This is a genomic window from Vibrio sp. 99K-1 (genome assembly GCF_013114585.1).
Lineage (GTDB): Bacteria > Pseudomonadota > Gammaproteobacteria > Enterobacterales > Vibrionaceae > Vibrio > Vibrio chagasii_B.
Genome location: NZ_VTXF01000018.1, coordinates 49,204 through 64,251 on the forward strand (window position 1 = coordinate 49,204; position 15,048 = coordinate 64,251).

The following is a 15,048-nucleotide window of genomic DNA, read 5'->3' on the forward strand; positions in this document are numbered from 1 at the left end:
ACTGGATGTGAAAGTCAAAATAGTGAGTTTAAGAGAGAGTGCGAACTCTCTCTTTTTGTATCTGTAAGAAGGATAAATCATTGAGCGAAGGGTTACAGCGATGCTTTGTATTGCACCGTAGGCCATATAGCGAGTCGAGCTTGATACTGGATATTTTCAGTGAAGAGTTTGGTCGTGTAACGTTGATGTCGAAAGGTGCTCGTAGCAAGCGTTCCAATTTAAAAGGAGCGTTGCAGCCTTTTACGCCTCTACTACTCAAGTGGTCGGGGAACAGCTCAATGAAAACACTGCGCCAAGCTGAGCCTATCAGTTTAGGTTTGCCTCTCACTGGCATTAACCTCTACTCCGCAATGTATGTGAATGAGTTGATTGGCCGAGTGCTGATGGCTGAAGTGCCAATGCCTGCTCTTTTTCACGACTATCTTCATGCTTTAACAGAGCTGGCACATAATGAAAATCCAGAGCCAGCACTGCGTCGCTTTGAGTTGGCACTACTATCTGCCATGGGTTATGGCGTCGACTTTTTACACTGTGCGGGTACCGGCGAACCGATTGATCCAACAATGACTTATCGCTATCGAGAGCAGAAGGGTTTCATTGCTTCAGTGCGACGAGACAACCTGACTTTTATGGGCGATGAACTTATTGCGATCAGCGAACGTAGGTTTATCACTAAAGAGCAGTTAAAAGCGGCAAAACGCTTTACACGCATAGCCTTAAAGCCGTATCTTGGCGGCAAACCATTAAAAAGTAGAGAGCTGTTTTTGCCAAGAGCAGGTCTTTCTAGAGCACGGAGTATTGGAAAATGAGCTCAATCCTTTTAGGCGTTAATATCGACCATATTGCAACACTACGTAATGCACGTGGTACTAAATACCCAGATCCAGTACACGCAGCTGAAATCGCTGAGCGCGCTGGTGCTGACGGCATCACTATTCACCTGCGTGAAGACCGCCGACACATCGTAGATCGCGATGTACGTATTCTGGCTGAAACTATCCAAACTCGCATGAACTTAGAAATGGCAGTGACGGATGAGATGGTTCAGATTGCACTTGATACTAAGCCTGAATTTGTTTGTCTTGTTCCTGAAAAGCGTGAAGAGCTAACCACTGAAGGTGGCTTGGATGTGGTTGGTCAACTAGATAAGATCAAAGCAGCAACGCAAAAGCTGTCAGAAGCAGGAATTAAGGTATCTCTATTTATCGATGCTGACCGCGAGCAGATCGACGCAGCAAAAGCGTGTGGCGCACCGTTCATTGAGCTTCATACTGGTCACTACGCTGACGCGAAAACAGAAGAAGACCAACAAGATGAGTTGAAAAAGATTGCGGCTGGTGCAAGCTACGCAGACGATCTTGGTATTACGGTAAATGCGGGTCACGGCCTGACTTACCACAACGTAGCACCAATTGCGGCGCTTCCAGAAATCTATGAGCTGAACATCGGTCACTCAATCATGGGACGTGCTGTCTTTGATGGCTTGAACAAAGCCGTAGCTGACATGAAAGCCGTAATGGAAACCGCTCGTAACAATATCTAGCGTGTTAAATATCTAGTTTGTTAAGTAGCATCATCAATAAGTAGTTAAAGGGTAATCATGGCTGTTGTAGGGCTTGGGACAGATATCGCGGAAATTGAACGCGTTGAAAAAGCATTATCACGAAGTGGTGAGGCATTTGCTCTGCGTATTCTGACGGAATCTGAGTTTGAAGTGTTTCAGCAGCTCAAGCAAAAAGGTCGCTATCTTGCTAAACGTTTTGCTGCCAAAGAAGCAGCATCAAAAGCGCTAGGTACAGGTATCGCACTGGGTGTTACTTTCCATGACTTCGAAATCTCTAATGATGAGCATGGTAAGCCGGTGCTGAGCTTGCACAATAAAGCTTTAGAGATTGCACAAGCGAGTGGCACAACATCGATTCACCTGACTATTTCAGATGAGCGTCATTATGCGGTAGCGACAGTACTCTTAGAGTCGTAATCTCTAATTCATCCTGGTGTTTGCTCGTTACTGAGTAAATAGTATAAACAAAAAAGCAGAGCTTATACGCTCTGCTTTTTTATTGCCTCGAATTCGAGGCTATGCCGGTTTAATCACTGGCTGGTTTTAAGTAGTGAATAGCGGTCGCTTGTACCTTATCGAGCTCGTCTTGAAGTTCAAAGAGTTCTGGCTCGATATCTTCTATCGAAGTACCTGAGCGCAGCTCTTTCTCTATCGTGGCACAGACTGATTTAAGCCTTGGTACGCCGCTGTAGGAGCTGCTGCCATGCATCTTGTGGATGATGTGTATCAGCTGATCCACAGGGTAATCCGTGTCTTCGATTGCTTTCTCCGCCGCGTCATACACCTCAGGGATAAAGTCGACCAACATTTGCAGCATATCGCGTGCGAGGTCTTCTTTATTGGCGGCTTGCTTCATCGCAGCTTGCCAATCAATGATGATGTTTTTGTGCTCGCTAGAGTTACTTTCAGATACTGGATTGTTATCGACCTCTGCAGACACTGCTGGATGGTCTGGATTTATCTTCTCGATGTGCTCAACCTCAGAGGTTGGGCTCCAATGAATCAATACTTGCTGTAATACATGCTCTTCAATTGGTTTGGTCAGGTAGTCATCCATACCTGCATCTAGCAGTCTATCGCGCTCGCCTGTCATGGCGTGTGCGGTAACAGCAATCACCGGCGTGTTGGCGTTGTTGGCGAGCTTCTTGATGTTCTGACAAGCCGTCACACCATCCATTTGCGGCATCTGAATGTCCATGAAGATGATATCAAACTGAGTCTCAGTAGCTTTGTCGATCGCCTGCTGACCACTGGTACAGCTGATAACGGTTTCCACGCGTTCTTTGAGTAGCGCGGTGATAAGTTTCAGGTTGGCTGGGTTATCATCAACAGCCATCACAGTCAGTGGTAGTTTCTCTTCTGAATGGGTTTCAATCGCTGGTGCAATCAAGGTTGGCGCTTGGTTCGACACCAGAGTTTGCAGTAGCTTCTTACGTGAAAGAGGTTTAGTGATGCATTGAACATCGACTTCTTTCATCAATTGTTCGCCAAGTGCGAGCTCGGTACTCGGTGTACCAATGATCACGTTCTGAGCAATCTTCTTCGCGCCAATTGCCCAGCCGCTTACCGTATCAAACTGGTAATCTTGGTTGGCCGCGAGGTTCAGCAGTACGTAGTCGTACGAAGTTGACTCGTCAGGCATCACTGAACGGTAGGTAACGACTAAGCCTTCCTGAGTTAGGATTTGTTGAGTAATCGAAGCGGCTTGCATGTTTGGCTCGATAAGCAGTAGTTGCTTGTCTTGCAGACATTGCGTCTCAATCAGCTCAGTCATTGGCATATCCGTGGTTGATAGCCTTAGCGTAAACCAGAAAGTGGAACCTTGGTGTAGACGACTGGTTAGGCTGATCTCACCGCCCATTTGGCTCACAAGTTTCTGGGTGATAACCAGACCTAGGCCTGTACCACCATAGCGACGAGATATACTTGCATCTGCTTGGCTGAAGGCTTGGAATAGTTGGGCTTGCTGACGCTCAGAGATACCAATACCCGTATCACGAACCATGAACTGTAGTTCGATGTTGTCTTCGCTTTGTGAACGTAATTCAACGCTAATATCAATGTTACCACGCTCGGTAAACTTGATTGAGTTACCGACTAGGTTGGTCAGGATTTGTTGGATACGCAGTGGATCGCCAACAACGCCTGCCGGTACTTTAGGATCGATCTTAAGGGTAAGCTCTAGACCTTTCTCATGAGCGTTGGTCGCTTGAAGGTTCACTACTTCTTCTAAGCTTGCTTGGAACTCAAATGGGATGTTTTCTAGCGCCAGTTTACCGGCTTCAAGTTTCGAGAAGTCCAAGATATCGTTGATGATACTGAGGAGGTTGTTCGCAGAGCGTTCAATGGTCTGTAGATAATCTGTCTGACTGTTCGACAGGTGAGTTTTAAGCATCTGGCGAGTAAAGCCAATCACACCGTTAAGTGGTGTTCTTAGCTCGTGAGACATATTTGCCAAGAACTCTGACTTAACACGTGCCGCTTCTTGTGCACGTTTTTTCGCGATGTCTAACTCAACGTTTTGAATCTCTAGCTGCTCAAGAGTTTCACGCAGATCCGAAGTAGCTTGGTCGATACTGTGCTGCATCTCGACGTGATATTCCGACAGCGATACCGCCATCGCGTTGATACCGTTTTTCAGCGAGTCCAACTCACCGTGCATTTTGCCTTCGATACGGACATCCAAGTGACCACGACGAATTCGGTCAACCATGTTCTTCATGTGCGTGATCGGTTGAGTTACATCGTGCATCAAGCGGAAAGCGAATACACCAGAAAGACCCAACCCAAGAATCAGCACTAAGAAGGCTGAGAAGACTTCTTGATATTGCTGCAAACGAAGTGAAGAAAGGTCTAACTCAATAGCAATATAACCAATCGCTTGGTTGGCTTGAGACTGACCATTAGCCGAGTTGATGTACTGGCCTTCTGCAATAATCGGGGTGCGAAGAATCAGTGTGTTATCGAGTAAGTCAGAAGAGCTTAAATGAGGAATCGGTTTGTCTTTTGGATAAGTCAGGCTTTCGAAATCAGGGTGAAAGTTTGAGGTTACAAACAATTCATGACGATCATCGAACACCGCGATACTACGTACCAGCTTAGAGTTCTTTCGATGTGCATAGCTGATTAGCTGACGAACAGACTCTCGACTTTCGAGTTGCATGCCAGATTCACTCGCAATTGCCAGTGGCTCAATGATGCTAGTACCTGTGTTCACCACCTGACCTTCAAGGTCTTGATAGCGGTTAAATGAGAAAAATGCACTCAATAGCAGCCCAATAATCAGGGTTGGAGCTAGAGTTAAGGTAATTACACGGGCTCTTAAGCCATATCTGGTCATGTTCTTTAATTACATCGAGGTCTGGATATGGGAAAATAACGCACACAATGGCGGTTAAGTGAACGGTAAGCTTAATCAAAGCCGTGACGTTCGACAATGATTCCAAGACAGAATAGTGAGTCCTGGATACCAATTACTTATTAAAAGATACATTAGGCACAAGCAATGGCACGTTTTTTCCAACCAAAAAAGAAAACTCAACTCGAGACCAAGCATCAATCGGTTTTGGTTGAACGAATGGATCACAATGGCGCTGGCATCGCTTATCAGAAAAACAAACCGGTTTTCATTGACGGCGCATTGCCTGGTGAGCAGGTGGTTATTCAGCTTACTGAAAGTAAAAGTAAGTTTGCACGCGCGAAACTCATCAAATTACTGAAGCCAAGCGAGCAACGTTTAAAGCCTTTTTGTAAACACTTTAATCAGTGTGGCGGTTGTCATCTTCAGCACCTTGGTTACCAATCTCAGGTAGAACACAAGGCACAATCTCTTACGCATTTGATGAACCAATATAAGACAGATGAGACCGAGATGGCTCAACCGATTGTGGGTGATGAAACGGGTTATCGTCGTCGTGCGCGTATCAGCCTGTTTGTTGATAAGAAAACGCATAAGCTTCAGTTCGGTTTTCGTAAGAAGCAGAGTAAGCAGATAGAAAACATCACCGATTGCGCCGTGCTTGATCCTCGCCTAAATGTATTGCTGCCAAAGGTGAAAAATTTACTCAACACTTTCAGCAACCTTACGTCTTTAGGACACGTTGAATTGGTATTGGGTGATACTGGCCCGGTAATGGTGTTACGCCACCTTAAGCCTTTGATTGAAAAAGATGAGCAAGCATTGATTGCGTTGGCGAAAGAAGAAGGCGCGATACTGTACTCAATGCCAGAGACCGACAAGTTGGTCCGCCTGGTTGGTGATGCGCCTAGCTACAGCGAAACGGGCGTTACCTTACCTTTTGAGCCAAATCATTTCATTCAGGTGAACCAGAAGGTTAACCAGCAGATGGTGACTCAAGCGATTGAATGGCTAGAACCTAAAGCGGATGAGCGAGTGCTGGATCTGTTTTGTGGCTTAGGTAACTTCAGTCTACCTATCGCTCAACAATCGGCGTTTGTGGTTGGTGTTGAAGGTGTCGATGAGATGGTTCAGCAGGCCACATCGAATGCCCAATTGAACCAGTTGAGTAACACCGAGTTTTACCAAGCGAACCTTGAAGAAGACTTATCTGCACAAGCTTGGGCAAAAGAGAAATTTGATAAAATCTTACTGGACCCAGCTCGTGCTGGAGCGAGTGGTGTTGTTGATCAAATTTCAGCGTTAGGAGCGAAGCGTGTGGTTTATGTTTCGTGTAATCCTGCTACTCTAGCTAGAGATTCAGAGAGCTTAGAAAAGCAAGGCTACCAATTAGCCAAACTTGGTATGTTGGATATGTTCCCACACACCAGCCATTTAGAATCGATGGCTCTCTTTATCAAGGCTTAAAGGCCCGTAAATAAGGCTTAAAAATGAATGACAAAGGCGCAGGGACACCTGCGCTGATATCAATATGGTCGAACTAACTTGGAACCAGTTAGTCATATTGAATTGGGTATAAAACAGAATAACTAGGAAGGCACGATGGTTGCGGTACGAAGCGCACATTTAAACCCAAGCGAACAGTTTGAGCTAGAAAGTTGGATTGCGTCATTAAAGCAAGACGCAAAAACCTCGAATAAACTGAACAAAGTTTATCGTCACTGTGAAGAGCTATTAAAAGATCACGAGCAAGCATCACTCTTGCTATGGCGTGGACGCGAGATGATTGAAATCTTGGTCACGCTGTCGATGGATCGTGCAACATTAGTCGCAGCACAACTCTTCCCAGTGGTATCAAGTGGCGTTTTTGAGCGCGAAGCCTTCGAAGAAAGCTACGGCAAAGAAATCGTTAAGCTGATTGACGGCGTTGAAGAAATGGCGGCCTTGGGCCAGCTAAACGTAACCCTTGAAGGCAGTGCCGCCTCGGGTCAAGTTGATAACGTTCGACGCATGCTATTGGCCATGGTTGATGATTTCCGCTGCGTAGTTATCAAACTTGCGGAGCGAATCTGTAACCTTATCGAGGTGAAAAAAGCGCCTGATGCTGTGCGCCGAGCGGCAGCAAAAGAGTGTTCTAACATCTATGCCCCACTGGCAAACCGTTTAGGTATCGGCCAACTTAAGTGGGAAATCGAAGATTACGCATTCCGCTACCAACAACCAGATACCTACAAGCAGATTGCAAAACAGTTATCTGAGCGTCGTATCGTTCGTGAACAATACATCACAGATTTCGTTGATGATTTAACCGCAGAAATGCAGCGTTCAAACATCAATGCTGAAGTGAGCGGCCGACCAAAACACATCTACAGCATCTGGCGCAAAATGCAGAAGAAAGGCTTAGCCTTCGATGAGCTTTTTGACGTGCGAGCGGTACGTATCATCGCTGATCAGCTGCAAGACTGTTACGCTGGCCTTGGGGTGGTACACACTAAATACAAGCACCTCCCGAGCGAATTTGATGACTATGTGGCGAACCCTAAGCCAAATGGTTACCAGTCGATTCATACCGTAGTACTTGGCCCTGAAGGCAAGACTATTGAGATTCAGATCCGTACTAAGCAAATGCACGAAGACTCTGAGCTTGGTGTGGCGGCGCACTGGAAGTACAAAGAAGGGGCTTCAAGCGGCCGTAGTGGCTACGATGAGAAAATCACTTGGTTGCGTAAACTTATCGACTGGCAAGAAGAGATGTCGGACTCTGGCGAGATGCTGGATGAAGTACGTAGCCAAGTCTTCGATGACCGTGTATACGCATTTACTCCACGTGGTGACGTGGTCGACTTACCAATGGGCGCAACCCCGTTGGATTTCGCTTACCACATCCACTCGATGGTCGGACACCGCTGTATCGGTGCCAAAGTAGCGGGACGTATCGTACCGTTCACTCATAAACTATCGATGGGCGACCAAGTTGAGATCATCACGCAGAAAGAGCCGAACCCATCTCGTGACTGGTTAAACCCAACCACAGGCTTCGTTCACTCTGGACGTGCTCGAGCTAAGATTAACGCTTGGTTCCGCGCACAAAGCCGTGAGAAAAACCTAGAAGCGGGCCGTGACATCCTGGAAGTAGAGTTAGCGAAAGTAGGCGCAACGCTAAAAGATGCTGATCAATATGCACTAAGACGTTTTAACGTGAATACGCCAGACGAACTCTATGCAGGTATTGGTAGTGGCGACTTGCGTATTAACCAAGTGGTTAATCACATCAATGCGTTAGTGAACAAGCCAACGGCGGAAGAAGAAGACAAGAAAGCGCTAGAGAAACTGCTTGAGTCGGAAAGCAAGCCAGCACAGCAGAGTCGTCCTAAGAAAGACGCGGTGGTAGTAGAAGGCGTTGATAACCTCATGACGCATCTTGCTCGCTGTTGTCAGCCGATTCCTGGTGATGTGATTAAAGGCTACATCACTCAAGGTCGTGGTATCTCGGTTCACCGTGCTGATTGTGAGCAATTGAGTGAGCTAAGCCTACACGCACCAGAGCGTATTATTGATACCGTTTGGGGCAATGGCTTTGTCGGTTCTTACATCCTAACGCTGCGTGTTGAAGCACTAGAGCGTAATGGCTTGTTGAAAGACATCACCTCACTGTTCTCTAACGAGAAGATCAGCGTGACGACAATGAAGAGCCGTATCGACTACAAACGTCAACTATCGGTAATGGATTTCGATTTAGAAGTGACCAATATTGAGATTCTGAGTCGAGTGACCAGTCGAGTAGAGCAGATCAAAGATGTTATGAGCGTCAAACGCCTCGGCTAAAATTCTCGTCATACTTGAAGCTGATGGCGTTGTTGCCTGCGCGCACTCGCTCAATCACATAGGCAAGCTATGCTCAGGAGTCTCGCTTGCTTGTCGCCTAGCCACAGCTTCAATTATTTAGAGAGTTAGACAGTATCAATAAAGGTGAGTGGTTTTGGCTGCTCACCTTTTTTAGTTTTAGAAGACGTTATAAATTTAAAAATCAAAGACAGTAATAGGAAGAAAATGATGAATCACCCGATTGAACAACTTGAACAGATCATGACTAAGCTGCGCGATCCAGAAGGTGGCTGTCCTTGGGATTTAAAACAAAATTTTGAAACAATTGTCCCTCATACTATCGAAGAGACTTATGAGGTGGTGGATGCGATTCACAACAAAGACTGGTCGAATCTGCAAGAAGAGCTTGGCGATCTACTGTTTCAGGTGATTTTTTACAGTCAGTTGGCGAAAGAGCAGGGGCTGTTTGAGTTTTCTGATGTGGTTGATGGCATCAATGAGAAGTTAACACGCCGTCACCCTCATGTGTTCTCGGATGCCGAGTTTGCTAGCGACGAAGAAATCAATGCGAATTGGGAAGCGGAAAAAGCCAAAGAAAAGGCACAAGCAGGCAAAACTCAAGAAAGTATTCTAGACTCAATACCAAACTCTCTACCTGCGCTTTCTCGTGCTACAAAGATTCAAAAGCAGGTAGCGAAATATGGCTTCGATTGGGACTCAATTGGCCCAGTTGCCAACAAGGTAATAGAGGAAGTGGACGAGGTGCTAGAAGAGGTGCTTCAAGTGACACCAAACGAAGATTTGGTTGAAGAAGAGTTGGGGGATTTGCTGTTTGCAACGGTGAATTTGGTGCGACATTTAGGTAAAAACCCTGAATCGGCGCTCAATAAGGCCAACTTGAAGTTTTCACGTCGCTTTAAAGGGGTGGAAGAAAAAGTGCGTCAACAAGATAAAAGTCTGACCGATTTTTCACTACAACAGCTTGATTCCATGTGGGATGAGGTAAAAGTAGCGGAGAAAAGATAACCAAAGCTTTTATCATGAATTGATTTGAAGCAAAAAATAAAAAATAGCAGTGTGATAGATTTCACGTTGTGGCGATAAGGGGCTTCTGGTATATTTTCATCCCGTCCAGAAGTAGTCCATTTCCCTCATTCAACCAATTTCAGGTTAAACATGACGACAAATTACATTTTTGTTACTGGCGGGGTTGTATCCTCTCTAGGTAAAGGTATTGCTGCAGCATCTCTTGCGGCTATTTTAGAAGCTCGTGGTCTTAAAGTGACTATGATGAAGCTTGACCCTTACATCAACGTTGATCCAGGCACTATGAGCCCGACTCAGCACGGTGAAGTGTTCGTTACGGAAGATGGCGCTGAAACAGACCTTGACCTTGGTCACTACGAGCGATTCATTCGCACCAAGATGACTAAGCGTAACAACTTCACTGCAGGTCGTGTTTACTCAGACGTACTAGCAAAAGAGCGTCGCGGTGATTACCTAGGTGCAACTATTCAGGTTATCCCACACATCACTAACTCTATCAAAGAGCGTGTTATTTCTGGCGCTGAAGGCCACGATATCGCGATCGTTGAAGTTGGTGGTACGGTTGGCGATATCGAATCTCTACCATTCATGGAAGCGATTCGTCAGCTAGCAGTAGAACTAGGCCGTGAACGCGCAATGTTCATGCACCTAACGCTAGTACCTTACCTAGCAGCTGCGGGCGAAGTGAAAACTAAGCCGACTCAGCACTCTGTAAAAGAGCTACTGTCTATTGGTATTCAGCCTGACATCCTAGTTTGTCGTTCTGACCGCAACATTCCTTCGAATGAGCGTAAGAAAATTGCTCTGTTCTGTAATGTGCAAGAAAATGCAGTTATTTCAATGCGCGATGTTGACTCTATCTACAAGATCCCTCAGCTTATTAAAGCTCAAGGCACTGATGATCTTGTATGTAAGCGTTTCGGCATTACAGCTCCAGAAGCAGATCTGTCTGAATGGGAACAAGTAATTTACGAAGAAGCTAACCCAACGGGTGAAGTGACGATTGGTATGGTTGGTAAGTACATTGAACTACCAGACGCATACAAATCAGTAAATGAAGCGCTAAAACACGCAGGCTTGAAAAACCGCCTAAGCGTTAATATTAAATACGTAGACTCACAAGACGTTGAGTCTCGTGGCGTAGAAATTTTAGAAGGCCTAGACGCAATTCTAGTGCCAGGTGGCTTCGGTGACCGTGGTGTTGAAGGTAAGATTCTTGCTGCTCAATACGCACGTGAAAACAAAGTACCATACCTAGGTATCTGTCTAGGCATGCAAGTAGCACTTATCGAGTACGCTCGTAATGTTGCGAAAATGGAAGGTGCACACTCTTCTGAGTTCTGTTCTGAAACTAAATACCCTGTTGTTGGCCTAATCACTGAGTGGGTAGACGGCGAAGGTAAAGTTGAAGAGCGTACAGAGACATCTGATCTAGGCGGCACAATGCGTCTAGGTTCACAGCTTTGTCACCTAGCGAAAGGTACGAAAGCTTACGAACTATACGGTAGCGCGACGATCCATGAACGTCACCGTCACCGTTACGAAGTGAACAACAATCTTCGTCCACAAATCGAAAAAGCGGGCCTAAAAGTATCGGGTCTATCTGCGGACAAGAAACTGGTTGAAGTTATTGAGAACCCGAACCACCCATGGTTCGTTGCAGCTCAATTCCACCCAGAGTTCACTTCAACACCTCGCGATGGTCACCCATTGTTTGCAGGTTTCGTTAAAGCGGCTGGTGAGTTCCAGCGCGGCGAGTTAGAGAAGTAAAAGGAATACAGGTAGCAGCGTAAGTTGTGCTGCTACCTTTAAATTTGACATTTATATATTCAACGAGAAGGAAACATTCAATGTCTAAGATCGTTAAAGTTCTAGGTCGTGAAATCATCGATTCACGTGGTAACCCAACTGTAGAAGCTGAAGTACACCTAGAAGGCGGTTTCGTAGGTATGGCTGCTGCTCCATCTGGCGCATCTACTGGTTCTCGCGAAGCTCTTGAGCTACGTGACGGCGACAAATCACGTTTCCTAGGTAAAGGTGTTCTTAAAGCAATTGAAGCTGTAAACGGCCCAATCGCAGAAGCTCTAGTTGGTAAAGACGCTAAAGCTCAAGCTGACGTTGACCAAGTTATGATCGACCTTGACGGTACTGAGAACAAATCTCAGTTCGGCGCGAACGCTATCCTAGCTGTTTCTCTAGCGAACGCTAAAGCTGCTGCTGCAGCTAAAGGCATGCCTCTATACGAGCACATCGCTGAGCTAAACGGTACTGCTGGTCAGTTCTCTATGCCTCTACCAATGATGAACATCATCAACGGTGGTGAGCACGCTGATAACAACGTTGACATCCAAGAGTTCATGATCCAACCAGTTGGTGCTAAGACTCTTAAAGAAGGTCTACGTATCGGTGCTGAAGTATTCCACAACCTAGCTAAAGTTCTTAAGTCTAAAGGCTACAGCACTGCAGTTGGTGACGAAGGTGGTTTCGCTCCTAACCTTAAGTCTAACGCTGAAGCTCTAGAAGTTATCGCAGAAGCTGTTGCAGCTGCTGGTTACGAACTAGGTAAAGACGTTACTCTAGCTATGGACTGTGCTGCATCTGAGTTCTTCGACAAAGAAGCTGGCATCTACAACATGAAAGGCGAAGGTAAGACTTTCTCTTCTGAAGAGTTCAACCACTACCTAGCTGAGCTAGCTAACCAATTCCCAATCGTTTCTATCGAAGATGGTCTAGACGAGTCTGATTGGGCTGGCTTCAAGCACCAAACTGAACTACTAGGTGACAAGCTTCAACTAGTAGGTGACGATCTATTCGTTACTAACACTAAGATTCTTGCTGAAGGTATCGAGAAAGGCGTTGCTAACTCTATCCTTATCAAGTTCAACCAAATCGGTTCTCTAACTGAGACTCTAGCTGCAATCAAGATGGCTAAAGACGCAGGTTACACAGCTGTAATCTCTCACCGTTCTGGCGAAACTGAAGACGCAACTATCGCTGACCTAGCGGTAGGTACTGCTGCAGGTCAAATCAAGACTGGTTCTATGAGCCGTTCTGACCGTGTTGCTAAGTACAACCAACTAATCCGTATCGAAGAAGCTCTAGGTTCTAAAGCTCCTTTCAACGGTCTTAAAGAAGTTAAAGGTCAATAATCTCTCGTAGATTATTAATCTAAGCTTTGAATGCCTCGCTAATGCGGGGCATTTTTTTGTTTGTAGAAAGTGGCGGGAAGAAGCTAGGTTCTAAAGCTCCTCTTTTTACAACGAAAGCGGTCTCAAAGAAGTTAAAGGTCAATAATTCCTAGCGAATTGTTAGCTTAAAGCTTTTGAAACGCTCTACTTCGGTAGGGCGTTTTTTTTGCCTAAAATTCGTCATTCCCTAGACTGACGAAGGAAGGAGTCGGGAATCTCTTATTTTGCATTTACTTCAATAGATTCCCAACTCAGTCGTTCCTCCTTCTTGGGAAGGACGGGGCATGTGTCTTAGGAAAGTCGTTCTGTCTTTGGTTCTTTCGTTGCAGTGGCTTGCACCACTTAGCTCTCTTTCTTGAGGGGGACGAGAGCATATAGCACTGGGAAGGTAAACGTCTTTTGTCTTCGGCTTTTCGTACTATCCGTCATTCCAGAGACCGGCGGAGGAGGGAGTAGGGAATCTCATCACTGGTTCCTAACGACAATAATTCCCCGACTTATTGATTCCCTGACACCACATATCTCGCACCAATAAGCTCATTATGGTATATATGTGCCTTATTCTAGTTCCTTCTTTTTCAACCGGCGAAAGGTGTTATGCGAATTTTTGCTTTAGTACTGCTCATAGTGTTTGGCTGGCTACAACAGACACTGTGGCTCGGTAAAAATGGTATCTCTGATTACTACGGTGTGAACAACGAAATCCAAGTTCAGCAGCAAGTAAATGAAAAATTAAAAATTCGAAATGATGAGATGTTTGCAGAAATCGACGATCTACGCCAAGGCTTAGACGCGATTGAAGAACGCGCGCGTCATGAGCTTGGAATGGTTAAAGAAGGCGAAACGTTTTATCGCATCATTGGTGAGGAATCCCATTAATGTTGACTCAACCTCAAAGCGTGATTGCCGTTGTCCCTGCTGCGGGCGTGGGTAGCCGAATGAAGGCTGACCGTCCGAAGCAATACCTTAAGATCAATGGCAAAACGATTTTAGAGCATACTGTTGAGAAGCTATTGGCTCACCCTCAAGTCTCTCAAATTGTCGTCGCAATCAGTGATGATGACCCATACTACCCAGAGTTACCTCTTACTCAGAATCCACAAGTGATGCGAGTCGCTGGTGGAAGTGAAAGAGCGGATTCAGTTCTTTCTGCTTTAGATTATATCGAGAAGCAACAGCTCGGTGATTGGGTGATGGTGCATGACGCCGCAAGACCTTGTGTTCAGCTAAGTGACATCGACAAGTTGATGTCTACAGCGATGAGCCATGATGTCGGGGCGATATTAGCCGCTCCAGTTCGAGACACGATGAAGCGAGGCGCTCAAGGGCAAATCGAGCATACTGTTGAACGAGCCGATTTATGGCATGCACTTACACCACAGATGTTCAGAGCGGAACCTCTGTGGAATGTATTGAGCGAAGCGCTTAAACAAGGCGTTTCGATTACCGACGAAGCCTCTGCTTTTGAATGGAAAGGCTTCTCGCCCGCTTTAGTCGCCGGGCGTTCAGATAATTTTAAGATTACTCAGCCAGAAGACTTAGCGCTTGCTGAGTTCTATTTAAGTCAGAATAAGGAATAATGATGATTCGTATTGGCCATGGCTTTGATGTACATAAGTTTGGTGGTGAAGGTCCGGTAATTATTGGTGGCGTGAGCATCCCTTACGAACAAGGTCTTATCGCACATTCAGATGGTGACGTTGCCCTTCACGCGTTGTGTGACGCTCTGTTAGGTGCGATCGCCGCGGGCGATATTGGTCGTCATTTCCCAGACACTGACGATGAATGGAAAGGCGCAGACAGCCGTGAGCTATTGAAAGATGTGTACCGTCGAGTAAAAGAACAGGGCTACGTGATTGGTAATGCCGATATTACTATCATGGCGCAAGCGCCAAAAATGGCACCTCATATAGACTCTATGTGCCAAGCTATTGCACAAGATTTAGAAACCAGCATCAGTAATGTGAACGTAAAAGCAACGACAACAGAGCGTTTAGGCTTTACGGGTCGCAAAGAGGGCATCGCATGTGAAGCGGTGGTCCTAATTACCAAAAGTGCGTAAGCAC

The 15,048-nt window shown here is 45.9% G+C and carries 12 protein-coding genes; 11 read left to right on the forward strand and 1 reads right to left on the reverse strand.

Annotated features, from left to right (window positions below; genetic code table 11):
* Positions 1 to 80 precede the first annotated feature (80 nt).
* From recO to acpS, 3 genes are read left to right on the forward strand one after another with little or no spacing between them, the layout of a single operon-like run.
* On the forward strand, positions 81 to 809 hold the full coding sequence (gene recO / locus F0228_RS15275; RefSeq protein ID WP_032498827.1) for a DNA repair protein RecO: 729 nt from the start codon (positions 81 to 83) through the stop codon (positions 807 to 809).
* Positions 806 to 1,543 carry a pyridoxine 5'-phosphate synthase gene (pdxJ, locus tag F0228_RS15280; protein WP_008224482.1) on the forward strand — a complete coding sequence of 246 codons (738 nt, stop codon included), beginning with the start codon at positions 806 to 808 and terminating at the stop codon, positions 1,541 to 1,543. Before recO ends, pdxJ begins: the two co-directional genes overlap by 4 nt.
* A 57-nt stretch (positions 1,544 to 1,600) precedes the next feature.
* On the forward strand, positions 1,601 to 1,981 hold the full coding sequence (acpS, locus tag F0228_RS15285) for a holo-ACP synthase (protein WP_171762410.1): 381 nt from the start codon (positions 1,601 to 1,603) through the stop codon (positions 1,979 to 1,981).
* Positions 1,982 to 2,090: 109 nt separating this feature from the next.
* Here the strand turns inward: acpS and barA are convergent, their stop codons facing one another.
* Positions 2,091 to 4,904, reverse strand: coding sequence for a two-component sensor histidine kinase BarA (barA, locus tag F0228_RS15290; RefSeq protein WP_171762411.1), 2,814 nt, complete (start codon positions 4,902 to 4,904; stop codon positions 2,091 to 2,093).
* 165 nt (positions 4,905 to 5,069) lie between these two features.
* Between barA and rlmD the strand changes: the two genes are divergently transcribed.
* The 8 genes from rlmD to ispF all read left to right on the forward strand — a co-directional run bounded on the left by rlmD (position 5,070) and on the right by ispF (position 15,044).
* Positions 5,070 to 6,389, forward strand: coding sequence for a 23S rRNA (uracil(1939)-C(5))-methyltransferase RlmD (gene rlmD / locus F0228_RS15295; protein ID WP_171762412.1), 1,320 nt, complete (start codon positions 5,070 to 5,072; stop codon positions 6,387 to 6,389).
* Between the two features lie 135 nt (positions 6,390 to 6,524).
* A complete protein-coding gene (gene relA / locus F0228_RS15300; RefSeq protein ID WP_171731450.1) occupies positions 6,525 to 8,747 on the forward strand; it encodes a GTP diphosphokinase in 2,223 nt (740 codons plus the stop codon).
* Between the two features lie 228 nt (positions 8,748 to 8,975).
* A complete protein-coding gene (mazG, locus tag F0228_RS15305) occupies positions 8,976 to 9,773 on the forward strand; it encodes a nucleoside triphosphate pyrophosphohydrolase (RefSeq protein WP_171731466.1) in 798 nt (265 codons plus the stop codon).
* Between the two features lie 150 nt (positions 9,774 to 9,923).
* Positions 9,924 to 11,564 carry a CTP synthase gene (locus F0228_RS15310; protein ID WP_063524391.1) on the forward strand — a complete coding sequence of 547 codons (1,641 nt, stop codon included), beginning with the start codon at positions 9,924 to 9,926 and terminating at the stop codon, positions 11,562 to 11,564.
* Between the two features lie 80 nt (positions 11,565 to 11,644).
* Positions 11,645 to 12,943: a phosphopyruvate hydratase gene (eno, locus tag F0228_RS15315; protein WP_061032445.1), complete on the forward strand. Its 1,299-nt coding sequence runs from the start codon at positions 11,645 to 11,647 to the stop codon at positions 12,941 to 12,943.
* Between the two features lie 636 nt (positions 12,944 to 13,579).
* Entirely contained in the window at positions 13,580 to 13,861 is a 282-nt protein-coding gene (ftsB, locus tag F0228_RS15320) for a cell division protein FtsB (protein ID WP_171762413.1), read from the forward strand.
* Entirely contained in the window at positions 13,861 to 14,562 is a 702-nt protein-coding gene (gene ispD / locus F0228_RS15325; RefSeq protein WP_171762414.1) for a 2-C-methyl-D-erythritol 4-phosphate cytidylyltransferase, read from the forward strand. The genes ftsB and ispD overlap by 1 nt, the downstream gene beginning before the upstream one ends.
* Positions 14,563 to 14,564: 2 nt before the next feature.
* Positions 14,565 to 15,044: a 2-C-methyl-D-erythritol 2,4-cyclodiphosphate synthase gene (gene ispF, locus F0228_RS15330; RefSeq protein WP_004739053.1), complete on the forward strand. Its 480-nt coding sequence runs from the start codon at positions 14,565 to 14,567 to the stop codon at positions 15,042 to 15,044.
* Positions 15,045 to 15,048 lie beyond the last annotated feature (4 nt).